The 25638-nt window shown below is 42.2% G+C and carries 24 protein-coding genes; 15 read left to right on the top strand and 9 right to left on the bottom strand.

Features of this window, described 5'->3' with window-relative positions; all coding sequences use genetic code 11:
* The first annotated feature begins 9 nt into the window (after window positions 1-9).
* The gene (locus BT142_RS13140; RefSeq protein WP_072418648.1) at window positions 10-576 is read left to right on the top strand and encodes a zinc-ribbon domain-containing protein; all 567 of its coding nucleotides are present in this window, start codon (window positions 10-12) and stop codon (window positions 574-576) included.
* Window positions 573-4070 (top strand): hypothetical protein, encoded by a 3498-nt coding sequence (locus BT142_RS13135; RefSeq protein WP_072418647.1) that lies wholly within the window; start codon window positions 573-575, stop codon window positions 4068-4070. The genes BT142_RS13140 and BT142_RS13135 overlap by 4 nt, the downstream gene beginning before the upstream one ends.
* Window positions 4071-4626: 556 nt before the next feature.
* Here the strand turns inward: BT142_RS13135 and BT142_RS13130 are convergent.
* Entirely contained in the window at window positions 4627-5022 is a 396-nt protein-coding gene (locus tag BT142_RS13130) for a hypothetical protein (RefSeq protein ID WP_072418646.1), read from the bottom strand.
* 196 nt (window positions 5023-5218) lie between these two features.
* On the opposite strand from BT142_RS13130, the gene BT142_RS13125 reads away from it, so the two are divergent.
* The 5 genes from BT142_RS13125 (at window position 5219) to BT142_RS13105 (ending at window position 8082) form a co-directional block, all read left to right on the top strand.
* Window positions 5219-5422: a helix-turn-helix domain-containing protein gene (locus BT142_RS13125; protein WP_072418645.1), complete on the top strand. Its 204-nt coding sequence runs from the start codon at window positions 5219-5221 to the stop codon at window positions 5420-5422.
* A 132-nt stretch (window positions 5423-5554) separates the two neighbouring features.
* Window positions 5555-6175: a recombinase family protein gene (locus BT142_RS13120; protein WP_072418644.1), complete on the top strand. Its 621-nt coding sequence runs from the start codon at window positions 5555-5557 to the stop codon at window positions 6173-6175.
* The gene (locus BT142_RS13115; protein WP_072418643.1) at window positions 6168-6398 is read left to right on the top strand and encodes a helix-turn-helix domain-containing protein; all 231 of its coding nucleotides are present in this window, start codon (window positions 6168-6170) and stop codon (window positions 6396-6398) included. The genes BT142_RS13120 and BT142_RS13115 overlap by 8 nt, the downstream gene beginning before the upstream one ends.
* A 3-nt stretch (window positions 6399-6401) precedes the next feature.
* Entirely contained in the window at window positions 6402-7199 is a 798-nt protein-coding gene (locus BT142_RS13110; protein ID WP_072418642.1) for a tyrosine-type recombinase/integrase, read from the top strand.
* A 466-nt stretch (window positions 7200-7665) separates the two neighbouring features.
* Window positions 7666-8082, top strand: a complete 417-nt coding sequence (locus BT142_RS13105) for a hypothetical protein (protein ID WP_072418641.1) — start codon at window positions 7666-7668, stop codon at window positions 8080-8082.
* A gap of 135 nt (window positions 8083-8217) precedes the next feature.
* Here the strand turns inward: BT142_RS13105 and BT142_RS13100 are convergent, their stop codons facing one another.
* From BT142_RS13100 to BT142_RS13090, 3 genes are all read right to left on the bottom strand, one after another.
* Window positions 8218-9648 (bottom strand): hypothetical protein, encoded by a 1431-nt coding sequence (locus BT142_RS13100; protein ID WP_072418640.1) that lies wholly within the window; start codon window positions 9646-9648, stop codon window positions 8218-8220.
* Window positions 9649-9650: 2 nt separating this feature from the next.
* A complete protein-coding gene (locus tag BT142_RS13095; protein WP_072418639.1) occupies window positions 9651-12413 on the bottom strand; it encodes a tetratricopeptide repeat protein in 2763 nt (920 codons plus the stop codon).
* A 388-nt stretch (window positions 12414-12801) separates the two neighbouring features.
* Window positions 12802-13509 (bottom strand): helix-turn-helix domain-containing protein, encoded by a 708-nt coding sequence (locus BT142_RS13090; RefSeq protein ID WP_072418638.1) that lies wholly within the window; start codon window positions 13507-13509, stop codon window positions 12802-12804.
* 197 nt (window positions 13510-13706) lie between these two features.
* On the opposite strand from BT142_RS13090, the gene BT142_RS13085 reads away from it, so the two are divergent.
* The 8 genes from BT142_RS13085 to BT142_RS13050 all read left to right on the top strand — a co-directional run bounded on the left by BT142_RS13085 (window position 13707) and on the right by BT142_RS13050 (window position 21618).
* Complete coding sequence (locus tag BT142_RS13085; protein ID WP_072418637.1) at window positions 13707-15152, top strand: YfjI family protein; 1446 nt, start codon at window positions 13707-13709, stop codon at window positions 15150-15152.
* 6 nt (window positions 15153-15158) lie between these two features.
* Complete coding sequence (locus tag BT142_RS19645; RefSeq protein WP_242940033.1) at window positions 15159-15473, top strand: hypothetical protein; 315 nt, start codon at window positions 15159-15161, stop codon at window positions 15471-15473.
* Window positions 15474-15815: 342 nt separating this feature from the next.
* Window positions 15816-17015, top strand: a complete 1200-nt coding sequence (locus tag BT142_RS13075; protein ID WP_072418635.1) for a plasmid recombination protein — start codon at window positions 15816-15818, stop codon at window positions 17013-17015.
* 55 nt (window positions 17016-17070) lie between these two features.
* Window positions 17071-17364, top strand: a complete 294-nt coding sequence (locus BT142_RS13070) for a helix-turn-helix domain-containing protein (RefSeq protein ID WP_072418634.1) — start codon at window positions 17071-17073, stop codon at window positions 17362-17364.
* A 204-nt stretch (window positions 17365-17568) separates the two neighbouring features.
* Window positions 17569-18768 (top strand): tyrosine-type recombinase/integrase, encoded by a 1200-nt coding sequence (locus BT142_RS13065; RefSeq protein ID WP_072418633.1) that lies wholly within the window; start codon window positions 17569-17571, stop codon window positions 18766-18768.
* Window positions 18769-19060: 292 nt separating this feature from the next.
* Window positions 19061-19330, top strand: a complete 270-nt coding sequence (locus BT142_RS13060) for a DUF6809 family protein (RefSeq protein WP_072418632.1) — start codon at window positions 19061-19063, stop codon at window positions 19328-19330.
* Between the two features lie 10 nt (window positions 19331-19340).
* Window positions 19341-19757: a hypothetical protein gene (locus BT142_RS13055; protein ID WP_072418631.1), complete on the top strand. Its 417-nt coding sequence runs from the start codon at window positions 19341-19343 to the stop codon at window positions 19755-19757.
* A gap of 220 nt (window positions 19758-19977) precedes the next feature.
* On the top strand, window positions 19978-21618 hold the full coding sequence (locus BT142_RS13050; protein WP_072418630.1) for an Eco57I restriction-modification methylase domain-containing protein: 1641 nt from the start codon (window positions 19978-19980) through the stop codon (window positions 21616-21618).
* Here the strand turns inward: BT142_RS13050 and BT142_RS13045 are convergent.
* The 5 genes from BT142_RS13045 to BT142_RS13025 all read right to left on the bottom strand — a co-directional run bounded on the left by BT142_RS13045 (window position 21608) and on the right by BT142_RS13025 (window position 25620).
* Window positions 21608-22636 carry a hypothetical protein gene (locus BT142_RS13045; RefSeq protein ID WP_072418629.1) on the bottom strand — a complete coding sequence of 343 codons (1029 nt, stop codon included), beginning with the start codon at window positions 22634-22636 and terminating at the stop codon, window positions 21608-21610. The two genes, BT142_RS13050 and BT142_RS13045, sit on opposite strands and share 11 nt — an antisense overlap.
* Window positions 22637-22638: 2 nt before the next feature.
* The gene (locus BT142_RS13040; RefSeq protein ID WP_072418628.1) at window positions 22639-22863 is read right to left on the bottom strand and encodes a helix-turn-helix domain-containing protein; all 225 of its coding nucleotides are present in this window, start codon (window positions 22861-22863) and stop codon (window positions 22639-22641) included.
* A 188-nt stretch (window positions 22864-23051) separates the two neighbouring features.
* A complete protein-coding gene (locus BT142_RS13035) occupies window positions 23052-23879 on the bottom strand; it encodes a hypothetical protein (protein WP_072418627.1) in 828 nt (275 codons plus the stop codon).
* On the bottom strand, window positions 23866-24330 hold the full coding sequence (locus tag BT142_RS13030) for a hypothetical protein (protein ID WP_072418626.1): 465 nt from the start codon (window positions 24328-24330) through the stop codon (window positions 23866-23868). The genes BT142_RS13035 and BT142_RS13030 overlap by 14 nt, the downstream gene beginning before the upstream one ends.
* A 174-nt stretch (window positions 24331-24504) precedes the next feature.
* The gene (locus BT142_RS13025) at window positions 24505-25620 is read right to left on the bottom strand and encodes a DUF2971 domain-containing protein (RefSeq protein WP_072418625.1); all 1116 of its coding nucleotides are present in this window, start codon (window positions 25618-25620) and stop codon (window positions 24505-24507) included.
* Between the last annotated feature and the right edge of the window lie 18 nt (window positions 25621-25638).

Raw genomic sequence — 25638 nt, 5'->3', positions numbered from 1 at the left:
GGGGTACATATGTCTGCAAGTTTTTGTCCCCAATGCGGCGCAAAGCTGCTTCCCGACGCTAAATTCTGTTCCAAGTGCGGAACGACCATCGAAAATAAGCCTGCCGAGGCTCAGACGCAAGTCCCGACTTCGGGCTTTTGCGCAAAGTGCGGTTCGCCTTTGCTTGTGGGTGCAGTCTGCTGCTCAAAGTGCGGTGCCGATGTAAGCGGCAAGCCCGAAAATCCCGCACAAAACGCATTTCAACAGCCTATGCAGTCTGTCGCACAGCAGTTACAAGCCAACATTTTTTCACAGACCGCCCCACAGATACGAAATGCTGTCGGTCAGCTCTCACAGGTGACGAATGCCCCATCACAAGGCGGTCAGATAGCCTTTGACATAGCTGATTCGTTTTTCGGAACAGTCGGCAAAGGCATTGGGATCGTCCCGAAGATAATAGCCGGACTTTCGGCAGGAGGGCTGTCCTTTGCGGCTATCTGGAACGCCGAAAGCCCGATAGCGATCTCTGCCATTATCTCGGCGTCAGCAGTCGTCATACGCATAATGATCGGGCTGATAAGGAGGGCAAAGCGATGAAGAAAATTATATTGAGTTTTATCAAAAGGCTTTTTTCTCTGACGGCTGCGGTATGCGTATTTGCAGGCAACGGACTTATTGTCACTGCCGTGACGGAAAACGATCAAGGCTCATCAGAGAAAATGATCGACAAAGGCTGGTGGGAGTATTACGATATCGACACCTTTGTGCAGGACAAGACCGGCTTTGACGATTACGGAAATATGGATCGTGCTTATCTGAAAATCACCTGCGGCGACGGAAAAGTATCTGCGGAAACCATCGTCAAGACCGATATTCAAAACGGCTACGGTCATATCTGGCTGAAAACAACTGACAAAATGACCGGAAGTATGTCTTTTACGAAGCCCCTGGATAAGTATTCTCCCGGCGACACTTTCAGAACGAATTTCGACGTGACTGTTTCGGGGCTGTTTCATCGGTCGACGCCGGAGGGCGATCTGGATTCGAGTATATATTTCAGATGCGAAGCTTCTGCTGCGACAGGACACTTTGAGGATAAAAGCTTTACAGAAGAACGCAGAAAGTTTTTTGAAGACGAGAAAACACATGACCTGGAGACCGGGCTTCCAAGTCTTTATAATAGTACCGAAACATCGGGGTCTGCCACATTTTCGGGAACTATTCCCGAGCATGAGGAAGGCTTCGACATAATGCAGATACGGATAGGCGATCTGGCTCAAGCTACTATGGGCGGCGGATATTTTTATGTTAACTACTATTACAAATGGCACTCAAACCTTGTCCCCGCCGAGGGCGGAACGGAAAGCAGCTCGGACAGCACTTCAAGTCAGAGCGATGACAGCACATGGATAATTCAAAATGAAAGCCGGAACGCTCTTGAATCGGCAGGAGAGGACAGCGGTACCGAGATAGATGAGGAGTTGGTCACCGGCAAGAAAAAGCATAGAGATGACGACAGCTCGGACAACGCTAAAAAGGGTGCGGCAGCTGCCACGGGTGCAGCTGTAGCAGCTGTCACAGCCACTACTTCTGTCACGAGCAGCAGGAAGAAAAAGACGGTCTACAAGCTGCATATCTACAAGGATTTCGGAAACGGTATACCTGTGGGCAGACCTGTGTATCTTTATGCTCGGATTGCAAAATATGAAAACGGAAGTGCGGTCGGAGTCACCGACGCCGAGCTGACGCAGAAGATCAGTATCGACTTTGACCTGCCGCCGAGGTACAATGAAAAGCTGCGAAGCTGTGTACAGGCGAAAAAGCTTTACGGTGTGCAGAACGGCTACGCAAGGTTCGCCGTGCTGATCAGCGATAATACCGCAACATCGGTACTGGCTGACGACGAACTTCCCCTGACTGTCAAATTCATCTTCACCGGCAAGGGCGGCATTCTGACTGAATGTGTGAGATTCAGGATGATGGGCAAGCCGACTGCTCAGCTTATGCTAAAAACAAACAGCGGCTTTATCGAGCGTATCGGGCGTGAGCATATCTCGGCATTCCTCGGGAGGACTTATAAAGATATTCCCGAAACACAGCTGCTTCTCGGCGACAGCAGACCCTATTCGCTGTACGTCAAGGTGAAGAATTTCCTGTATCCTGCCGAAAGCATAAAGCTGGCATATGAGAATGCTGACGGTTCTCTCAACGGCAGGTACACTGTGACCCCTGTCCGTGTTGACAATGATATCTTCGAGCTGAAAATAGACAACCGCACTGTCGCAAGCGATGACAAGTGCGGCGAAAAGCCTTACGTTGACGGCGGTTTCAGTGTCACCCTCACAAATTCCCACGACGAAAAGGGCGAGCTTTATTTACCTGTGCAATTCTATCACGAAGGGATCTTTGCTTATTGCAGTCACAGCTATCCCGATAGTGACCGCTTCAAGAGAGCCTGCGTTGAGTATCACACCAACGAGATAGACGAGAACAAGCTTGAGCATCTCAGGAAAACGCTGATACGTATATGCGGAGCGTTCAGGATAGAGGGCGCTTCAAAGGATTCCGAGTCGATCGTTTATCTGACAGAGAAACCGGTGAAGCTTTCAACTGAGCTTGTTGGCCGTGACGATGAAATGAAGAAGATACTCAAAAACATCAGCACCGACATAACTCTTGAAGAAAACGATGATATAAGCCTGCGGCCAAAGCGTGTCCTGTTGGCTGACGATCCCATGAAGGAATACTCCTGCGAGCTTGCTGTGACCGTGCAAAAGCATGACGGAAGTCCTGTCAGCGGCAATATTCCTCTGCTTGTGATCGGCGAACCGAGAAACGGCGAGGTCTATAGCTGGAACAGAGAGGTGGAGTTTACAAAGAACATGATCACTCTCTATAATATCAAAAGTCTGTCAGATGTCCGTTTCGATATGTGGATAAAGGAGCTTTACAACCACAGGTTCTCTCCTACAGAGCTGTCTATAATCAGGCACAGGCTGTATGATATAGGCGTTGAGCTTGAACATGAGAGGTTCAGGCTTGCCATGAACGAAGCCGCTTTCTGGGATAAATGCGTAATGATCGCCGAGGCGGTAAAGTTTGCGGACGATATTGCGTTTACGATCACCGTTCGGGCAATCGCAATAACGATACTCAAAAAGAACTCGATGTATGTCGAGCCTGTTGCCAATGCGATAAAGAAATTCATGGAAGACGTCGCTGCGGAGTGGTCGATGGGCAAACTCGATGAACAAGCAATAATAAAGATACTCATGGACACGACATTCACGTTCTTTGAAGATCTCTTCATAAACTTCGCTATGCTTCCCGATCCATACTCACTTATCACGCTTTTTGTTCTGGCATCGTGTATCAATTTTTGCCGCCATGCCGTCACGCTCTCAATGGATAAAAGCAACAGAAACATGGGTCAGGCAGAGATACTATGCAAGGCGCTGACAAATTGCGTCATTGATATGACCGTAAAGGGCGCAGTGATCGCAATAACCAAGGTGCTTGAAAAGAAAGTCCCGGGTCTTTCAAAGTTCGTTGAAGGCGACAATATAGATGTTGTTATCAAGAACAAAAAGGTCACGGTAGATGCGTCAGGACAGATAATGAAGATGCTGACAAAGGGTCACACATTCAAGAGTGTATGGCGAAATGCAACACTCAAGCAGGAGATACTGAACATCTGCGCAGAGTATGCTCTGCCGGGCGTCATGAAGATGGACGACGGTCATACATGGGCAATACCTTTCCCGTCATTCTCAGGTACACCTGACGAGGAAAAAATGATAGACGAGGCATACGATCAAATGCTCGCAATGAACAATACTGTAAGTATAACAATGCCCGGAACAGACATAACACTGCCCGTTCCCAAAGACCTCATTTCAATAGCCGTTACGACAAAGCTGCTCGACAGTCTCGGGATGAGTAAGGTCATGGACTTCTTTGATGCGGTCAAAACAGTTAAGCCGCCCGAAAGGTTTGAATATATCCCGCCGCGCAAGCTAAACGAATCGCTGATCGAATACGGCTGGAAGAAAGAAGCAGACAGGCTGAATGAGGGACTCACGATGCTTTGATTCATCATTGGTTATCTGCAAAAACGATAAAAGCGGTGTGCTCACACGGCATACCGCTTTTTGTAGCTATTTTTTTCAAACGCTATGCTTTTCAGCCTGCTTCACTTGTTGATAATGTAGCAATAATAAAATTATACAGAAAATAGGCAGTTTATTAAGCCTAATACATATGGGGATCAATAGTCGAAGGACGTTGCAGCTTTTAGCCGCAGCGTCCTGTTTTAATTCCGAATATGAAATTTCCAATTAAACTTCAAGATAATAATCTGATCATGGAACATACGGCAGAGCGATGATTTTTGTGCTATATATAATAATAGAGAGGTCAGCATCAGCACTATTCAGGCTCTCGGCAATGTTGAAAACCGCCCGACACAAGTGACAGAAATGTAAACATCAATTTGTTGAAGCCTGACAAAGATTATTACATTTTTTTGAAAGGGCGATTTTGTATTAACTATTGAGAAGACTTGTTTCTCGTCTGTTTTTCTCTCACAGATCGAACATCAGCAACCTACATTTCTAGTGTACGTCTGTGAGTTCTTCCAAACTTTTCTCACAGGGTTGGATTTTTGCCATTCTCATCCCATACCTTATGGAGGGCAGTGTTCTTGTCTGCTGTTCTATTCACAAATTTAGCATAAGCACCCCGCATTTCAAGAGTGCCTCTGTGAGTTCTACAGATCTTCTGAAATGCCGTTAAGGTTTTTGCCACTTTGTCCTCTTTGATATATGGAGAGATATTTTTCGAGCAAATATATTTTTTACAAAAATACCTCAGCAGCCTTTGCACATATTTCACAAGAATTATTACAGTTTGATTCTTTACTGCAAAAAACAGCTTTATAATGTCCTTGATATCTGAAAGACGGAGACTTTCTATTTTGATAATATCAAGTTGACCTGCGGAAGATGAAGTACCTAACCCATCAAAAGTAACCAACCTTATCAATCGGAGGTGATAACAATAGTTACATAAAACTACACTCAAATGAACGCAAGGCATTCGTCAAGCCTTGCAATTGAGAAGTGAAAACCGTTTGGCTCGATGATAGCTATCCCACGTTCGCCTATGATGAAGGTGCAGGGGTACATACGCAAACAGGTATTTAATTGGAAAGTAACACCAACGCAGGGGGTGAAAGATCATGACTGATAACAAGCCAATTATCCATGCCGAGGCTGATTTTCGGTTCGTATTCTTTACGGTTAATGATGTTGCAGAAATACTGCACTGCAGCTATTTCGGAGCCAGAGACCTTTTCTTACAAAAAAGCTTCCCCTCACGAAAGATTTGTGGCAGATGGCTTGTAAGCGCTAGAGATTTTCTGGATTGGGTAAACAAGCAATGATATGACTGTTCGGTAAACTATACTTTTGCGAACTCTGTATATAACGTTCGGAAAGCACCGTCTTTCTAACATTTCCGAACGTTCAGAGTGCGCAAGGGATTTTACGAACGGTTGATAGGAGATGATACATTTATGATGTTCGGATACGGGCGAGTTTCTTCTCGCCAGCAGAATGAGGACAGGCAAGTCGATGCGTTGATTTCGTTTGGTGTGCCGCCAGACAACATCTATATTGACAAGGAGTCAGGAAAAAGCCTTGATCGCACTAACTACCAACGCCTACGGAATGATGTTCTGAGAGAGGGTGATACCCTTGTGGTTAAGGAACTTGATAGACTGTCAAGAAACAAGAGTGATATTCGTACAGAGTTGGAATATTACAAGCAACACGGTATACGGGTGATTATCCTTGACATACCCACCACCTGCTTGACAATCGAAGATGGGAACAAGTGGGTTTTAGACATGGTTTCCACAATTTTAATCGAGGTGCTCGGCAGTATTGCTGAGGCAGAACGTTTGAAGATACGAAAGCGTCAGGCAGAGGGTATTAGTGCTGCAAAGAGCAAGGGGGTTCAGTTTGGTCGAAAGCTGATTAAGAGACCTAAGAATTGGGAGCCTGTGTATTCCAGTTGGAAGAACGGAGATATAACCGCTGTCGAAGCAATGCATAGAACCAAGTTGAAAAAAACAACGTTCTATCGCCTTGCGAAAGAGGCAGCTGATCACGAAAGGAGTTACGATGATGGATAAAAGTATTGATACTGTACGCAGCAAGAGCGAGCATAAAGGTGTGTCTTTGCCAGTGGTGGCGACGATACAAGAGGTTGAAGAGCTTACCAACTTGCGAGAGTTTACCATTCGCAACCTTATTAAGCAAGGGAAGATCATAGCTATGCGCAGCGGCAACGGCAAGCATGGTAAATACCTAATCAACCTTGAGTCGGTGCGTGATTACCTCAACGCCCCCTGGTGACCTATGAGCATTGTCATAAGAGACAAGCGCACAGCGCAAATCAGGGTGTCAAAAAGAGGCACTAGGAAGTATTTCAGCAAAACGGTTCACATACCAGATGGCTTGACCAAGCGAGAGAGAGACCGTTTTCTGGAAGAGGAAGAGAGAAAATTTGAGAACGAGTGCAAGGGCGGTTGTAAGAACGCCAGCATAACATTCACTGACTTTTTAGAGCAGGATTACTTTGTGAACAACCCTCGGAAGGACGATTACAAGAGTATGCTTTCGAGGACGCTGCCACAGATTGGTCATATCCGCATGAATGAGTTCACTCGTTTTACTATTCAGAACTTTGTCAACCGTCTGGCAAAGGATACGAATACTAAGTCGGGCAAGCCTTTGTCTATAAAGACAATTCGCAACAACGTTAGTTTCATTTCTAAGGTATTTGCCTATGCAATCAGTACAGGCATGAATGTTGAGAACCCTTGCCGAGATATTGCATTCCCTAAGTCTCGTAAGAAAGAGTCGAAGTTCTACACCGATGAGGAAATGTTGCAGCTGATGGAGACAATGGACAAGCACCCGCCAGAGACCAAGTACAAGCTGTTCTGCTACATCGCTATGTCAACAGGAATGCGAAAGGGTGAGATACTCGGACTGGAGTGGAAGAACATTGAGCTTGACACTGGGGTTATTCATGTTGTGCAGGCGGCAAAGTACACAGTAAAAGTTCCTCAACAGATTGTGCCTGTGATGAATTATACTAACCGTTGCAATCATGACAATTATTGTGAGATGAAAGAAATAAATGCGAGATAGTCAACACCATAGATGAGCGTGGAGTTGAAGATTTGCAAATTTCGTCTGTTGTATACAACCCCTGCAACCACCGCAAATACGCCGTTTTACGGGCTTAAAATCATGGGATAAAAACGTGTTCTTCCCAAATTCTTCTCAAATCGGGCAGAGGAGAAAAATAAAAAACTCCGAAACGACGTATTTACGTCATTTCAGAGCCTTAAAAAGTGGTGACCCGTACGGGAATTGAATTAAATTTTTCAGATTTTCTAACCTGCCGTGATATGGGAAATAGCCCGTATTTACGGCGTTTTTTAGTTTTAACGTGTTTTATAATCCTGTCCTTTATCGTAACTTTTTGGAACGTGTAAAGGACAAACAAAGGACAACGTTATGTGCATACTCCTGTTATTATCATTTCAAATCACGGAATACATTTTTGAACACCGTGAATCCAATCATGATAAAGCATAACGGAGGTAATACCATGAGCAGATATAAGAGCGAACAGACCGCTTACAATCCACTGAAAAAGAAATACGTTCCACTGTGGAAACTGGACACCAACACCATGACCGTTACCTACTTCAATGCCGATACGCAGACCGAGAAGATTAAGACCTATCACACCGACTTCATCAGGTATCATCTTCATTTCTCTGACAGCCATTGTCCCGACAGACTTCGCAGGCTCGTCAACGAGGGCAAGATTATTCAGTATCTTGATGATATGGAACGGAAAGTCAGCGATGCTATCTCCCTTCAGGTGGAGCTTTGGAAACAGACCGACAGCTGCTATCACGAGGCTGTTCTCAGCGGTGATGCTGAGAAGATGCTCGGTTTGGAGAATTGCTTTGTCTATATGGCGAGAGAAGCGATGTTTGAGCGTATGGTTTATATTTGATAGGATTTACAACGGCGGTGCCTTTGGGTGCAGCCGTTGTTGTATATCAACAATTACTTGACCTAGTTCGCCATACATATATATTTCTTTAGATTGTGTGGGTAGGCGTTATGCACTGAGCCACTCGACTCAATCTTAAAACATATTTTTTATGATAGTTGAAGCGATATTTTTTCCTTCACGGTGGTCACTTGCGGTTTTAGAAACAGTAGTCTTGTATCTGCCATCTCCATAGTATGTAAGCCGGTAGTGTTTCCCGTCTTCAGTAATCGTAAAACCCAGATCCATTAGTGCTTGACGCAAAGATCCACTCATCGTCCTATAGTCTTTAAGGAGAATCTTTACCGAGTTTGCGCGCTTTTCGGCTACTCCATCAAACCCGTTCTTTTGAATGATATCCGATAGTACATCATGCCTTCTCGTTTTGGGAGCTGTGTTTTTCAGCTTTTCAGCAACAGCATCCATAATCATCTCTTTGATTTCTCCCGGAAAAAACTCATCCTCGATGCCGAGATAGATTACTGCAACATCTTCTGTCGAGTCAAGCTTCGCTTTTAGCCCTTGATTTTCATAGGATAAGGCATCATTTGCTTTTGTTAGTTGTTCCACCTGTTGCTGAAGCTTTTTAATATCGTCATCGAAATATGCAATTAATTCATCTGCATCATTAAGAGCTTTTGCTTTCTCCAGCTCTGCAGCAAGACGTTCCTCTTTTTGACTACTATATCTATCGCGTAATAATGCATTACTTACCCCTGTCCAAGTGTATAGCGTATCTACCATTTGAGAATTGCAATACTGTATCACGCTCCGTATAACCTTCTCCATCAAAATATCATCACTACCCTCATAGGCACGATAGAGAAACTTTTTATGTCCAGCTGCGTGATTAGGATAATAGATGCCGATTGCACCATAGTATTCATTCTTATCATCACATTCACGTCTTAATCGACTGTTTAGACAGTTTTCCTTTTGAACAAGAACGTGAGCAACACCTTTGAGCCGGCTGGCAATCCATTTCACATTCACCGGATCCTCTCCAAAGAGTGTTTTGGAAATATAGACAACAGGCAACCGATAATGACTGACACCGTTAATGACATCAACAATTATGTCCATATTATCTTTATCAATGATAACAGGGCGATTTGACACAGGCAAATTATTATCGTCCTTTATATATCCCTTTTCTACTAAGAGTGAAATAAAGTGCGGTGTTGAAAAACCGGATTCGACGGTCAGTGCTGATTCAAGATAACTTCTATCCAATCGAACAGACATTTTCATGTCATTAAAGTTCATGACATAATCTGTATCCCAAATAACACCGTCAGATTCGATTTTCTCGTAACGAACTGCAATAATATTCTGATTGCGGTATTCTTCTATGGCAAGCCATAAGGAATCATCCCCGTATCGAATATTTCTTTCTCCATTCCAAACAATGCCCGAGATGACATTTTCTTTATGAGGACTACCTTGATTCCATTCAATGGCAAGACGAATAAAATCGTCTTTACTCATAGATTCGTTGATATTGAGGACAGTCGAAAACAACAGCATATTTAACTCCCCATTTCTCTGTGCTTTGTAATTCCGTGGTCGATATACGATTTGAGTATGGAGCTTGCATCTGGAGCAGATAATTGCTTCCCTTTTTCTGAAAGAAGTATACTCTTTTGTATGTTTTTTTCTACACCATAGCCATTTTCATAACATTGAGACAGGATCATCGTAGCATTAAGATCACCAAGTCTATCTCCCTCAATTAAGTATTTAATAGCCTTCTTTTCATTTTCTTCGACACCCTCGCCTGTCAAGAGCATATAACCTAACTGACCAGCTACAAACCCTTGCGGAAGAATGGCATAACTTCTTTCGAAGCACTTATAAGCTTTTCTCAAATCTTTACCATAACTTTTTTCTCCTATGCCGTTATAATACAACGCACCAAATTGATAGTGCATGAATGCATTATCCGATTTCAATCCAGCATTAAAATACATAGGAATACTATCCTTTGAAATGCCATCTGCCAAAGAATCAGGGACAAGTCCTGTATTTAAAATAAAGGCAAGGTATCCTGCTGCTTCAACCACATCATCTCTAAGCCATAAAGATTTTTGAAAATGTCTTACGCTATCTATATAATCATTTGTATAAAGAAGTTCAGCTAAGCCGATCAAATTATGCGTTTCATAGCATTCCACATCTTTTATAAGCATCGTATAGTCATGAAGATTTGTCCCTGTTCTCCTTAAGTCCTCCGTAAATTGATAAAACATTTTGGCACCAGGCCAATAGCCTTTATCAGCAGCTTTTTTAAAATACCCAAGAGAATCAACTAATGTATCAATGTCATTAGGGTTCTTTAATAAAATGTGCCACCCAAATACAACTAATGCGGCAGAATCATTTTCTTTAACTAATTGGAGAACAGAATGGATATGTTCCTTCATCCATTTATTGTATAAAGTATCGTTCCCATCATACTTTAAGAGTCCATATTGATAAGTAGAAAGAACATCTCCAAGTGACATACCTTTTCGCCAATTTTCAAGAGCTTCTGTCCTATTGTTTACAATATGACCATACCCTTCGGCATAGTATTCTCCAAGATAGTAGTATGCCCTCGCGCAGTTATTGTCGGCTGCTTTTTTGAATAGCGGAAAGGCATCTATAAGCTTGCCTTTCACAAATAATCTTTCAGCTTCAGCATATGTTTGTTGAGATTCTTCGTCTATAATCTGCTTTACAGATATGGTCTGCGGAGAAGACGGTGTTCTATAAATCAACGCATTAGTAATAGCATCTACTCTCGATTCAAGCGTATCAAATCTTGCGCTTAGTGAGATGTAACCCTTGTTGAGTGCCAGAATCTCTTCTCCATACATTAATACAATTTTTTCACTAACACAATGACGTTCGTAAAGGATGCCTACGGCTTTTGATACATAAACCCCCAATTTTTCATGGTTACGTTTTAAATCCTCTTTTGTTGCTTTATTGATACCTGTAACCGTTTTTATCATTCTCTGAAACCAGTTCTGGCTCTGAAGAATGCTGAACTTTGAATCGGTATCTTTCATCAATTCAACCATTCCTGCCAGCACAGAATCTGCCTCATCCATAGGTAGAGAAGCATAGTATTCAAAATCTTTTAGTGCCTGTTCTGTAATAACACCTTTAGCCAATTCATTTATTTCCTGCTGCTGTGCAATGAATCCTTTTATAAAAAGGCTATATTGATCTGTTGCAACATCCATTTTATGAGCAAGAGAACCACAGAATTCTGTTAAATCACGATAATAAGTTGCTTCGTGTAGTATCTTAAGATAGTCACCACGTGCAAATGCTGGTGCGACTATCTTATCCACTGCAGCAGTGACCACAAAAGAAACAGGAAATGTTACAAGACTTGAAATCCCAGCTTTAGTAATAGCAGCGGAAACAGGAATCATTATGCCAGACGAAAAAACTGCATTAATTCCGGAATTTCCACCACTTTTCATGATTTCTTTTAGATACTGTTGACCACTGATTTTTCCTTCTTTAAACTTTCTGTACGAAACAATAGTCTCTACTCCAGCATTTACAACAAATCCAAGAATCCCTGATTTTGCTACAGTGATTCCAACATTCTTAACTGTATAATTAGGACTTGCTTCACCAGATGTCATTTTCTCCAAGCGTGAATCACGAGCAGCTTGTATCGAATCATTATTCCCAAATGAAATAACCTCATCATATCCAAGTTTTGACACCTGCTCAACTTTTTCTGCGTTAGTAACAACCGCCATATCTTTAGGGGTATTTTTTAAATGCGGAGTGTTTTTGCTTGTATAAGCCTTTAGCTGATATTCTGTATCTGTCCCAGATAAAATGTCATGTGCTGTTATGTCACTTCCTGGGCGGTTTGCCACATCACCGGCATCAAATGTTTTGAAAAGGTTTTTAAATGATCTCCGTTGAGCAGACATCCAATCCCATTCATAGCCTTTTCCTTGAACAACCTTCTTTGCCCAGTTTTGCTGTCCAGCAGTTCCAGACATATACGCTTGCATTGCGTCAGATGAAGCAAAATGACCGCTTTTTGCATAATTTCGGTTCATCCAGTCCCAAAATTCCACAGAATTAACTAAAGCACCGCTTTCTCCGGCTGAAGGTCCCATGGAAGCCAACCGCGAATAATTCTCCTGTGCTAACAGTTGACTGGTTTCATCCATCATGGATAATACTTCATCGACAGAATAAACTTCTGTCTGTGTATTAATGGTCTTCTGAATGTTTTTCTTTTTGTTCTTCTTTGTCCTGTTTCCAGTGCTCATGATTACTTAACCCCCTTTTTCTCATATGTAATCTGGATATCGTAAACCTCTATGTAAATTATATCATAATCATGTCGAAAAATCAAGTGTAAATCCCCGAATTTACGCTGTTTTTCACTTTGAACCATCCAAAATCAAAATTCACTCAACTATCCTCACCACCATAATTTTTTTCTTTCCTTAATGTCATGTGTTCGTACACCTGTATCAATTTTCTTTCATCACCTTAATATTATTATACAATTACTAATACCATTTTTTTGGTGCAATGTTGAGATTTAGAGAATGGTTATATTGGGAGTTTGGACTGTTAACTTTGACTCCAACGGAATCAAAGTCCCCTCAAAAAGAAAAGAGCCAAGAAGCAACGCTCCTCAGCTCCATAACCTTATTCAATCCCCGTAAACATAACCTGATAACTCACCCCCGTAAACTCCCTGAGAAAATCCATATCCGAGAAGTTAAGACCGTAGTTATGCGTCTTGCCACTATCCTTGCCCGTGTATAGGTACTCCATCTTCTCCTGATCGAGATGCTCGGTGCGGAGAGCTTCACGATCAAAGCCTTTTTCTTTCAAGTGATACAGCACGATGCGTGAGAGCTGCACCTGCACTATACGGTAACTCTCGGTGTCGGCACAGTGATCGAGAATGCCCAGTATATCGAATATCGTTTCGGTGTCCTTCAAATGCTCGGTATCGTATTCGGTTTCGGGGACGTATTCAATATACTTATCATTATTCAGAAACTGCACCGTACAATTCACATAAGGAATGATCTTTAACTGCATTTCAAGGCTGATCTCACTGCCACGGCGAAGGCTAACCCACCGCTGTGAAAGGGAGCTTACCGACTTGAACACACTTCTTTTTTTGTTTGCCTGCGGAATGATGGGTGTATCGTCCTCATTTATCAGGTAATCTATAGGAACATCGAAGTATTCGGCTATTCTTGTTATCATGTCGAGGTTCGGCATACCGTCATTCACCCATTTGGTGACGGTCGCCGCCGAAATGCCCAGCTCAGTGGCTAAGGTTCTTGGCTTGATTCCTCGCTCATCGCATAATTCATTATATTTTCTCCAAAAGATGGTCATTTTGTGTCCCTCCAATTTGTGCAAAAGGCAGAACTTAACTTGTTCTGATTATTTTTACTTGACAAATGCTACTTAGGTAGCATATAATATGATTCAGGGATTGAAACGTGTTATTTCTTTTCTTATTATAACACATCAAACGCAATCTGTCAATAGAAATACAAGAAAAATTACAAAAGTAGAGGAAAACAAAACTTATGAATGAAATCAAATGGGTAGAACCCCGACCGCTCCGGCAGAGTGCGGACGCTATCCCTTTTCCGCTCGATGCGTTGCCGACTGTCCTGCGAAATATGGCGCAGGCGATCTCGGTCACGACTTCCACCGATGTGGGAATGGCAGGGACGGCAATGCTCTCAGCCGTGGGCTACTGCTTCACAGGTCTGTACAGACTTGCAGGAAAAGCAGACCACACCGAACCGCCTGTGCTGTATTCTATCATCATAGCACAGCCGTCAGAAAGAAAAAGTCCTGTCATGCACTTCATCAAAGCTCCGTTCGACAGCTTTGAGAGCAAGTACAACAAGGATCACCGAGAGGAAATGTACAAGGCACAGCAGGACGTTAAGGCTCTTGAAGCTCGTGTCAAGGCAATGGAGAAAGAGGACGAGCCTGACACCGCCGCAATTGCAAAGCTCCGTGTGCAGGCGGATAATATCCGCAACACCACTCCTATCCGTATCGCTGTTGACGATATAACCCCCGAATCCCTTGTGATAGAGCTGAGTGAGAATGATTCTCTGCTGATGATCTCCGATGAAGCCGGAATGCTTTCCAACTTCAACGGAAAGTACAGCGGCGGCATCCCAAACCTCGACTTGCTCCTGAAATCGTGGAACGGTGAGAAGTACATCTGCAACAGAGTTATCCGAGGGCGAACGGAAATTCCCCGTCCTTATCTTTCAGTCGCACTCGCAGGTCAGCCCTATATATGGGACAACATGATGAACGACACCGCTTTCAGGTCAAGCGGTCTGATCGCACGTTTCGTTCCCTGCTTCGCCAAAAGCGATGTCGGGAAACGGCGATATGATACCCCTCCTATATCAAAAGAGATCAGGGAGCAGTATCACGATTTCATTCATCAGCTCCTGAAAGGAAAGAAGGATTGGAACGGAGATGAAACGATACTGCATCTGTCCCGTCACGCTTCCGAGGAGTACATAGATTACTGCAATAACTATATCGAAAAAGAGATCAAGGAATCCATGTGCTGCTGTCAGGACTGGGGCGGTAAGTTCCACGGGCTGATACTTCGGATAGCTTGTATTCTGCATTGTGCGGACTGCTGTTCCAGAGGTGTTGAGCCGTCCGATGAAAGCGTGAATCATGACACACTTGCGAGGTCGTTCAGCATCGCTCACTACTACCGCTATCAGGCGATTTACGGTTTCAGTGTGAACGCTCCGGATGGGAACATCGTCAAGTCTGAGAAGATCATTCAGATTTTCAAGACAAAGAACATCAAACAGGGCTTGAAATCCGATCTCTACCACGCCTGCCGATGCAATCTTTTCCCGTCCGCAAAGGACTTCTATTCAGCACTTGACACCCTCGCTGAATACGGCTATGTAGCTTATGAAGATGTGACCGCTGCCAACAACAAAAAGGCTCAGATGGTCTATGTGAATCCACATATCTGAATCACAATGGGTTTTGTGGTTTTTGTGGTGGCTGACACTGAAACGGCGGTATTATGGCTTTTGCAAAATACAGACCTGAATGTTGGTTGCCGGCGGTTGATGGTGGTTGAGCATTTTTGCGGAAAGGAGGTGAGGTGTATGGTCGATATGGAAAAGGTAAAAGCGCTGACTTCTATCCTTGAAGAAAGAAGCGGTCTTGATGTTCGTGAAGCACTGGTTCGTTACTACGATTTTTTGACGGACGATGAAGCTCTGGACTATGATTTTGAGCTTGGTTTTCTTCTCAATAAATTCAATATTGAGGTGGATATTCCGTTCTGATTTTTGCAGTTTTGGAAACTGCAATTTTGGATTTTTGTAATGCGGATTTCTGCATTACTGTGTCCACATTTTTCGGCTGTTCCGTCAGCCGTTCAGCCTCGCAGAGCCCCATAAGCATTTTTGATAGTCCGAATAGGCTGTCAAAAGTGCTTTGGGGTTACTGGCGGCACACCGCAAGTAAATTCCGGCTCTCCGAGCCGTTTGGTTTGCCGATCTCCGTATCGTTGCAAGCCAATTCAAAAGCCCTTCAAGGGCGCTCATCATCGCATAGGCGGTGAGCCTTATGCGTATGATTATCCCTCGTCAGAGGGTTCAAACAGAGATATAAAAGGAGACATTTTAATGAGTACAAAATCTATCTCGATGTGCGAGGGCAAAGGCAGCCTTTCACATAACAATCGAGAGTTCACTGCCAAGAATATTGACAGTTCCAGAACGTCGAACAATGTGATCTTTGTTCAGCAAGATCTGGGCGAGACTTACCACCAGCTTTTTGACGAAGCGGTAGAGAGATACAACGCTCGGCAGAAAAGAAATGACCGTAAGATTAATGACTACTTTGAACACCTGTTCAACCGTCCTCCAAGCAAGAGCGTGATCGAGGGTGCAAACAAGCAGAAAAGTTTCTACGAACACCTTGTATATATTGGCACGAAAAATGATTCGGCTGTCGGCACTCCCGATGCGGAGATAACGGCGGAGTGTCTGCGTGAATATATGGAGGGATTTCAGGCGAGAAATCCGAATCTCTATGTGTTCAATGCGGTCATGCACCTCGATGAAGCAACTCCCCATTTGCACATCGACTATATCCCTCTCGGACATTACAGCAGAGGTCTTGAAGTCCGCAACGCAAAGAACAAGGCACTCGATGAAATGGGCTTCGGAAATGACGCTCATTCCAATAACCGTTGGCGGCTCAGGGAGTGGGAAGTGCTGAGGGATATTTGCAACGCTCACGGTATCGAGATCAGCGAGCCGAAGAAGTCCAGAGGATACAGCTACACGGTCGAGGAATATGGCGAACATGAGGACGAGATCAGGCGGCTGAACGAGGAAAAGGCTCAGGCACTTTCCGAGCGTGATGAAGCCCAAGCAGAACTTGACAAGGCGGCTAAGAAGAAAGTCAAGCTGGACGAGATCGAAAGTATTGAGGTCAAGGAGTCTGTGTTCGGCAAGAAAGTCACCCTCGCCAAAGAGGACTACGACACACTCAGTGACACCGCCAAGAAGTATGTGGCTATGGTCAAGTCCACAAAGAAGCTCAAAGCTGAACACGATACGGCGGTACAGGAGCGTGATGCTCTGAAAACACAGTTGGCGGCTGCTTCCTCAGAACTTGCCACCTACAAGAAAGCCGAGGAGCAAAAGGGACTTTTTACCCGTGAGAAGCTGAAAAAAGAAGCAGCTCGAATCAGCCGTGAGGACGAGCTTTCCCGTGAACTGAGAAAGGCTAAGGCGTTTATTTCTGCCTGTGGACTGAGCGCTGACTTTCAGCAGTACAAGTACAACAGCACCACAAGAAAGAATGTGCTGGAATAACAAATATACAAGATAGAAAGCAGGGGAAGTACCTGCTATGGAGGTTTTTACAACTATGACAACAAACAGAAAGAACGAGCTTATCGCTCAGCTCGTAAATATCCTGAGCGAACTTATCGAGACAAATGATTCCGACCAGGTGTCTGAGGTCAAGTCCGAAGCTGTGGAGATGCTGACCGTCAAGGAATGCACCGAAGCGGTCAAGGGGTTGTCTGAACATACCGTCCGCAAGCTGATAAAGCAGGGAAAGCTGCCGTATCTGAGGACAGGTGACGGCGTGAACGGCAAGATGCTTATCAACAAGGCTGACTTGCTTGCCTATTTCAACGGACAGACAGCGAACAGATAATTCTGTACGCTGAGAACGGCGATTTTACGCTGTTTGAACGGCAACAGACAGAAAATCCACAAACACCACAGAACAAAGGACATAGATTTGGGCATACTCCCGAAAAAGATAGAAAAAACTCTTGACAAAAGCCCGATAGTGCGCTAACATTAGAGTAACAGGAGTATGCCATAAAATCTATGTTGACAGAAAGGGAATCAACTTATGGCTACGATAAGAAAAAGAGGAAACTCCTATCAGATCAGAGTTTCCTGCGGATATGATACATCAGGTAATCAGGTCATTCAGACCATGACATGGAAGCCTGCGGATGGTATGAATAAGAAGCAGATCGAGAAAGAGCTTCAGAAGCAGGCGATCCTGTTTGAGGACAAGTGCATGAAAGGTCAGGTCACTGCGAATATCAAGTTTCAGGTCTTCGCCGAGCAGTGGTTCGAGGAATATGCGAAACTCAACCTCAGAAATACGTCCTATGAGCGAATGAAACAGCTCACTGTGAGGGTTTACCCTGCTATCGGTCATCTGCGACTTGATAAGATCACCAGCCGACATATCCAGCAGTTTATCAACGATCTGGCACTTAACGGCAAAAGCCTGAAAAACGGCAGACCGCTGTCGAGAAAGACAGCCGTTCATCACCTCAGCTTCATCAGCGATGTGTTCAGCTACGCTGTGAAGATGGAAATGCTTACCGATAACCCCTGCAAGCGTGTTACCGTTCCAAAGGGTGAGAAGAAGGAGAAAGACATCTACACTCTCGAAGAGGTCGCACAGCTCTTTCAGCTCCTTGAAACTGCACCTCTGAAATACCGCACTTTCTTTACTTTGGCGATATACAGCGGATTCAGACGTGGAGAAATGCTCGGTCTTGAATGGAAGGACATTGACTGGGAGCATAATGTTATCAGCGTCCGCAGGACAAGCAACTATACCGCTTCAAAGGGTATCTACACTGACACCACCAAGACAAAGAAATCTCAGCGTTCTCTGAAATTCCCTCAGAACGTCATGGACTTGCTCAGGGCATACAAAGAAGAACAGGACGAGGAGCGTATCAGGCTCGGAACGAAGTGGGTAGACCATGACCGCCTGTTCGTCAAGTGGAACGGTGAACCGATGAACAACAACACACCGTATTTCTGGCTCAAAGAATTCTGTGAAGAAAACAATTTCCGTTTCTGTGACATACACTCCCTGCGACACTTCTATGCTTCGGCTCTCATCAATGAGGGCGTTGACGCAGCCACCGTGTCGGGAGCGTTAGGTCACTCGACGATAACTACCACGACTTCTATCTACTGTCATGTGTTCAATCAGGCTCAGGCGAGGGCAGGAGATGCTATCGCATCGGTGCTTGACTTCCACAAGCCCGACACGGACAAAGGACAGCCCAAAGCTGTATAAAGGACAAGTAAAGGACAGAAGCCGTATCAGGGTAAAAGAAAAACTCTCAAATGGCGATATATCGTCATTTGAGAGCCTTGTGTGTGATGACCCGTACGGGAATTGAAAATCTCGGCGCACTTTTGGTGACTTGTCGGGATATGCAGAAACGCCCGAAAATACGGCGTTTCAGAACAATCTACAAAAGTCCGTTTATACTGTTTTTTGCTAAGTTTTTGCACCCTTAGCGGACAAATAGCGGACAAAATATCCGACATACCCTTGTATAATTTTCGATATGGAGGATATAAAAATGAGAAACATTCTCGATGAACTTTACGACTATGACCTGTTTCATTTGACCGAAATAGAGGACACTGACGGAGCATACAGAGCAGCCCTCGACAGGCTCGTCAAGGCAGAAGCCAAGTTGAAGAAAGCCTATCCCGACCGTACTGACATTCTTGACGAATATCAAACAGCGGACATTGATCTGCACAATCTCTCCAATCGCAATGAGTTCCGCAAGGGCTTCAAGGTCGGCGCACAGCTCGTCCTTGAAATGATCAAGACTATTAGGTGAGGTGGACGGTATGAGCAGATACAAAAGCATACAGGTGGCTTACAATCCCCTGAAAAAGAAAGATGTTCCGATTTGGAGACTTGAAACCAATACTGTGACCGTCACCCACTTTAATCCCGATGCCTTGACCGAGGAAAGCAAGACCTATAACACGGACTTCATCAGATATCATCTCCACTACTCCGACAGCAAGTACCCTGACAGGCTTCGCAGGCTCGTCAATGAGGGCAGGATCATGCAGTACCTCGATGATATGGAACAGAAGGTCAGTGAAGCTATCTCCCGTCAGGTGGAGCTTTGGAAACGAACTGACAGTTGCTATCAAAAAGCTGTTCTCAGTGGTGATGCCGAGAAGATACTCGGTTTGGAAAACTGCTTTGTCGGTATGGCGAGAGAGATTATCTTTGACTGTATGGTTTATATCTGATTGCTTGGACGGCTGTGCCTTCAGGTGCAGCTGTTCTTATATTGTTTAACTTTCACTCAGCGTATTATAGGCAAAAGGAGTGGCAATATGATTGACATACCAGATGAAATTTGTTATAATATAAAAGATACCATGGCTTATGTTGGAAGTGTTTCCTATAATGCCATATTGCATATCTGATAGGTGCTGACTTTTGTTATTTAGCCTCGAAGGAGAAATTATGAGATATAAAAACGAAACAAAGGAAAAGTCAAATGGAGTGATTTACACTCCTGAAGAAATGGCTAATTTCCTTTCAAATGAGCTTATATCATATCATATTAACAATTATGATGACGAGATTTATGTTTTAGATCCTGCTGTTGGTAATGGCGAATTGCTTTTATCAATAGGCAATTTGTTAAAAAAGCATTATCCAAATAGAAAGCTTGTTTTAGTCGGATATGAAACTGACAAGGGAGTCGCTGAAACAACCTCCAAAGAATTAATTAACTTCTTTCCAGATGATAGGGTAGAGATTATTCATCAAGATTTTCTTTCAGTTGAGCCAACAGTACAGTTTGATTTTATCATCGCCAATCCACCATACATTCGGACACAAATTCTTGGTACAGATAAAGCTCAGGAGCTTGCAAATAGATATTCTTTAAGCGGTCGAATAGACATATACTATGCATTTTTATTGTACACAAAGTCTTTCTTAAAGATAGACGGTATAGCTGGATATATTACTTCTAACAAGTTCTTTACGATCAAATCCGGAGCTACCGTTCGAGATTATATGATTGAAAACTATCAAATCAAAAGAATTGTAGATTTTGGTGACACAAAGCTATTTAATGCTTCCGTCCTTCCTTGCATTGTTGTATTTTCAAATGGAAGAACCTCCGATCCTTCTGAGGTTGAATTCACATCAATCTATCAGACAGATGAAAATGAACAGGATTGCATTACGTCAGTATTTGAGAAAATAGGCGAAAATGGAGTGTTCTCTACTTCAGACGGTAGAAAATTTTCTTTCAAACAAGGCACATTATGTAGCGTAGAAAAATCTGATTTGTGGACCATTTCCTCAGATGAATCAAAACAATGGCTAAAAACCGTTGAAAAGCATACCGCTCATCATCTGTTTGAAATCGGTAAAATAAGAGTTGGTATAAAAACCACCGCCGATAATGTTTTTATAGGCGATTCTTGGACGGGTGAATTAAGTAAAATCGAGCTACTTAGACCATTGATCACGCATCGAAATGCTGGTAAAATAATCCCTAATAGTGCTGATACTTGGCAAGTATTATATACGCATACAAGCGTTAATGGAAAAAAGGCTGCATACGACATTGAAAAATATCCTTATGCCAAAGAGTATTTATACCAACATTACGAGCAGTTATCATCAAGAAGCTATGTACAGAAAGCACATAGGAACTGGTATGAAATATGGGTTCCTCAAAACCCTGACAGTTGGAAAGCCAGAAAAATTGTATTCAGAGACATTTCTGAAACGCCACAGTTTTGGTTGGATGAAAGCGGAGCGATTGTTAATGGAGATTGCTATTGGATAGAAATAAATTCTGATGTAAGTGAGGAAATGGTCTATCTTACTCTTGCTGTTGTAAATAGTAAATTCATTGAAAAATACTATGATACGAAGTTTCATACCAAACTCTACTCTGGCAAACGAAGATTTATGACACAGTATGTTGAGGAATTTCCTCTTCCTTCACTTGATAACCCTTATGCTCAAAAAGCGATTGCCGTTGTAAAAAAAATAATTTCGGGACTCTCCTCTGAGGAAGAATCCCGAAACATAAGTATTCTTAATTCTTTGGTAGACAGTATGTTCACAGTTACTTCTTAAAGAAATCAGATGGTAATGGAAGCTGTATTTTTGCGTTTTGCTTCTTACCTTGGAATAACGGAAAGTCTTTTGTGAAGTGAAGCCCATTGGTGATATACACTTTATCAATGGTTACCGTTCCACGGACTTGATTCACAATTCCATCAAAAATAGCATATCGTACATCTTCGCTGAAGAACGGTTTTCCATAACAATTGAAAATACAGCAACCATCTTCTGGCGAATGTAAACCCAAGTCGATAGTTGGAGAGGTTTGAAGCTTTATTTCAAGGAGTTGATTACGTAAATCGGGGTATCTTCCATCATCTTCATAAATTGAATACCCAAGAGCTTCACATACAGCACTGTGAATTACCGCACCCCTATTTCTTTCTTGGGTTGCTGAGATGTAGCTAAACTCACATCCTTCAAGAGTAATCAGTCTATCAAACAGTTCTGAAATAGGCAGGAGACTGTCTGGATTCGGAAAACTGTTTGGATTGAATTCTCTCAGGTTAGGATTGCGTTTACAGATAACGTCCATTAGATTTTCAGTATCTGTCGTTGCAAATAAGCTGCTCCGATCAAAGTGATGCATTGTCGCTTGATACTTTGTAGTAAGTTTTCCTGTGTTATCATAGTCAGCGAGTTCATCACCAGTAATAACTCGAACGTTTGTGACAATATCATCTTCATTGACCTCAAGGAAAACATAGCGCCGATCAGGAGTTATTTCTTCATTCCAGATTTGCACATTGAGCGACTTTTGAGTGTAAACATCAAAGTTCTGCCCATAAAAACGAGGTTGAGTTTTCTTGAAGCTTTTTGGTATAGGGTATCCTAAACATTCACAAATCTTTTGCTTTACTATTTTAGAGCGAGTTCTTAATGGTAACCCCTGCAAAGATAATCCAACCATACCAGATTCGATAATTGCCTGAAGCCGTTGCGTTGGAATATACAGTGTTTCATTATTCGGGTCGATTATTTCGTAAATGGTCAATCCGCTTTCGGCTATATTTCTTTGATAGTTAATCATACTTAGTCCTCGCTTTCATTGCTATCTATAAAAAGCTGATATGTTTCAATTTCCAGAGCGTCAGCAATACGCTGGATATTCTCAAGGGCGATACTTCTCCTGAAACATTCTATATCACTGATATAAGTCCTGTGCAAACCGCACTTTTCGGCAAACTTTTCTTGCGACAGCCCTTTTTGTGTACGGTACTTTTTCAGATTTGTGCCAAACACTTTAACGATATCCATAAACACTCCTCCATTTTATCAATATTATACAACTTTGAACACAATAAGTCGACAGACAATAAGTGTACAAGCTTAATCAAACACAAAAAACCTCTGTAATCATTTTACTGGATTACAGAGGCTTTTGTTTTCTTCTAAGATTCGCACATACAATCAACGTAAATGTGACGGCAAATATTTTTATTTGGTTATTTTATCAAATTCTGATAAAACGGTGCGACTTCTGCAAGAAAGGGAAACATTTTATCCGCAAAAGTGAGCAACGAACAACAAGCACTTGCAAATTTAACACCTACATCAAGTCTTTTAAGCAGCTTAAACTGAGACTTGACTTTTTGCTCATCAGGATTTCCAGAGTTAAGCTCGGATTCGATTATTTCAATGCTTTCTTCAGCGTCAGCTTTATCTTCTGGAGACAAGTTCGGATTAAGTTCTGATTTCATCACTTCGATCAGCTTATGCAGTTCATCAGAATTAACGCCATTATTGTTCTGAATTGCAGTTAAGTTCGCATTATCATTCGCTATATTCACTTGCTGACCATTGATGTTGTAAGTTACGTTATCGTCCATTCCCATTTCTATACCTACTTTCTTTAAGTAATCACTAATATGGTTTATTAGTGCTAAAATAACACAATGGTTAAATTCTTTCAACATATCCGCAAATTTATTTGATGACGAATACGGTATTATTATTCCGGGAGGGAGGCTTTTATATTCACTATTACAAATTGTCTTTATATATGAGTATATCTCCGATGTTTCCGCATCTTCATTAAGACTAAATTTAATCTTTCCACCTTTATGTAAGCATTCGTCTAATAGCGATTCCATTTCAGAATTGTAACCGCCGCAGCTATTTATATATTCCATTATCAGCTCGTTAGCTTCTATATAATTACAAAACCTTCTTAGGTCATCAAGATAGTTATCATATGTTGATTGTAATAAACGATTGGAAATACTGTTAAATTTGGACATTATTGTTTTTAAAGTAGATTTATTGATCTCCAAACTCTACACCTCCACAAAACGGGCAAAAACAAACTGACATCTTTAATAAAGGACTGATTTTTGCTGATCGGGCACAACACATATATTTATATTCAACCAAATCTTCTATAGTTGAATATATAGGCGGCTCATACGCTTTTTTAGGTCTGCGTCCAGCCTTATATTTTACAAATTTGTTGTGAGAAAACTGCCTTTCCATTTTCTTTGAAAAATCATATAATGTATCTTGTATATAGTTCGTTATCATAGCGTTTGCAAGCTGAATCACATCATTTGTGATATACGATTCGCTTGTCAAACCACAATTCGGACAGTATATATTCAAAATCTCATCTGATTCTATATCATGTGGGGTGCATTTGAAATACTCCCCGCAGTTTTCGCATTGCAACAGAGCATATCCATCGTTATCAGAAGGAATAGAAATCTCAAAAGATACTGTATCGCTCACAGAGAATCATCCCCTTTATTACAGATACAAAATTATTATTCACTGATGATTTTTTATATTGCATTAATAATCTCAAACGCTTTAACTAAATGTATTATACCATATCTTCATCGAAAAAGCAATACCAATTCCCGAATTTACGCTGGTTGCAGCTTTATCCCATTGGATCCAAAGCTATTTATTTGAACGTTTTCGCTTATTACACTGCTTAATTCTTAGACAATTCTCACATAGAATGCTACAGTCTTTCATCTCAAATTTATTGGGAGAAATGATTACACCAACATATGGTATACCCTTACGCTTGCATATTTTAATAATCTTCTTCCGATCTTTGGCAGACATTCTGTTACCTAAATAAACCTTTTTGATTTTGAAAAACTGACAATTATAAGTATCATCGGTTATGAGATTATCACAGGAAATTAGTCTCCACTCCTGTTGATATTTCCAGTCCAGACTTTTGCTAAGTAATCCATATTTATAGAAGTTCCATAGTTCCTCATTTGAGAGGTTACCATTTGACCTCCAATTCAAACTAAGCGATGTTAGATCTGTTCTATTGTCTGTATATATTACCGGAAACAGATTGTGGTAAATTTCAGCGTTGTCTGAAGAATAGTCAGGTGTTTCATATTCAACGCAAAATCCTTGATGATAATTTGCGTAATGTGACCACATCAGCATAGAATATGGCGTTTCTGCAAAACAGGCAACTCTGAACCGATTAGCAGTATGCTGTATCTCGTCATATTCCTCCTTTATCGCTTTGTTGAAAGCCACAGAGTAGCTTTCCCCGTTAGTTTCCGGAGAACTAAGTTCTAATTGTAATCTTAAAAAGAATGCTTCATGATGTAAACGAATCATTTCACAATCTTGTCTATGCTTATAGAACTCATCCAAAGGTTTGCCAGACATACCATGAGTGTATATTTTCTCTGCTAACCGCATAGACACTTCTTCATAACTCCACTCAGGTTTTACATCAACGCCGCATAATTCGGCATAGTAACGAATTCTCTGCAACGCAAACTCATTAGCATCAATGAATAAATTGCAATCATAGGGATCGTCAAAGCTGCTCGGTGCAGAAAGAAAAACGGTATTGTTCTCTAAAGCTTCTAAAGAGAAGTTGCGAGTAACCTTATTGATTCGTTTGGTTGTATTGGGAAAATACTTGAAGAAGCTTTTTCTCATTTTATGAATGTTTATTTCAAACAATTCAGCCATTGTTAATTTAGCTATCTGTTCTTCATTCTGCTCGACATCTCTAATATAAAATACTGACATATTGCACCTCTTAAGTAA

This window comes from Ruminococcus sp. YE71 (assembly GCF_900119155.1).
Taxonomy (GTDB): domain Bacteria; phylum Bacillota; class Clostridia; order Oscillospirales; family Ruminococcaceae; genus YE71.
Note: the sequence above shows the minus strand (reverse complement) of the source record. Positions and strands in the feature narration are given on the sequence as shown.

Coding starts and splice junctions, on each gene's coding strand:
- BT142_RS13090 (WP_072418638.1), bottom strand. CDS start 13,509: ATGACCATCTTTTGGAGAAAATATAATGAATTATGCGATGAGCGAGGA.
- BT142_RS13060 (WP_072418632.1), top strand. CDS start 19,061: ATGAGAAACATTCTCGATGAACTTTACGACTATGACCTGTTTCATTTG.
- BT142_RS13055 (WP_072418631.1), top strand. CDS start 19,341: ATGAGCAGATACAAAAGCATACAGGTGGCTTACAATCCCCTGAAAAAG.
- BT142_RS19645 (WP_242940033.1), top strand. CDS start 15,159: ATGGGTTTTGTGGTTTTTGTGGTGGCTGACACTGAAACGGCGGTATTA.
- BT142_RS13140 (WP_072418648.1), top strand. CDS start 10: ATGTCTGCAAGTTTTTGTCCCCAATGCGGCGCAAAGCTGCTTCCCGAC.
- BT142_RS13100 (WP_072418640.1), bottom strand. CDS start 9,648: ATGCTGTTGTTTTCGACTGTCCTCAATATCAACGAATCTATGAGTAAA.
- BT142_RS13115 (WP_072418643.1), top strand. CDS start 6,168: ATGGATAAAAGTATTGATACTGTACGCAGCAAGAGCGAGCATAAAGGT.
- BT142_RS13065 (WP_072418633.1), top strand. CDS start 17,569: ATGGCTACGATAAGAAAAAGAGGAAACTCCTATCAGATCAGAGTTTCC.
- BT142_RS13070 (WP_072418634.1), top strand. CDS start 17,071: ATGACAACAAACAGAAAGAACGAGCTTATCGCTCAGCTCGTAAATATC.
- BT142_RS13075 (WP_072418635.1), top strand. CDS start 15,816: ATGAGTACAAAATCTATCTCGATGTGCGAGGGCAAAGGCAGCCTTTCA.
- BT142_RS13050 (WP_072418630.1), top strand. CDS start 19,978: ATGAGATATAAAAACGAAACAAAGGAAAAGTCAAATGGAGTGATTTAC.
- BT142_RS13125 (WP_072418645.1), top strand. CDS start 5,219: ATGACTGATAACAAGCCAATTATCCATGCCGAGGCTGATTTTCGGTTC.
- BT142_RS13095 (WP_072418639.1), bottom strand. CDS start 12,413: ATGAGCACTGGAAACAGGACAAAGAAGAACAAAAAGAAAAACATTCAG.
- BT142_RS13025 (WP_072418625.1), bottom strand. CDS start 25,620: ATGTCAGTATTTTATATTAGAGATGTCGAGCAGAATGAAGAACAGATA.
- BT142_RS13110 (WP_072418642.1), top strand. CDS start 6,402: ATGAGCATTGTCATAAGAGACAAGCGCACAGCGCAAATCAGGGTGTCA.
- BT142_RS13040 (WP_072418628.1), bottom strand. CDS start 22,863: ATGGATATCGTTAAAGTGTTTGGCACAAATCTGAAAAAGTACCGTACA.
- BT142_RS13120 (WP_072418644.1), top strand. CDS start 5,555: ATGATGTTCGGATACGGGCGAGTTTCTTCTCGCCAGCAGAATGAGGAC.
- BT142_RS13135 (WP_072418647.1), top strand. CDS start 573: ATGAAGAAAATTATATTGAGTTTTATCAAAAGGCTTTTTTCTCTGACG.
- BT142_RS13085 (WP_072418637.1), top strand. CDS start 13,707: ATGAATGAAATCAAATGGGTAGAACCCCGACCGCTCCGGCAGAGTGCG.
- BT142_RS13105 (WP_072418641.1), top strand. CDS start 7,666: ATGAGCAGATATAAGAGCGAACAGACCGCTTACAATCCACTGAAAAAG.
- BT142_RS13045 (WP_072418629.1), bottom strand. CDS start 22,636: ATGATTAACTATCAAAGAAATATAGCCGAAAGCGGATTGACCATTTAC.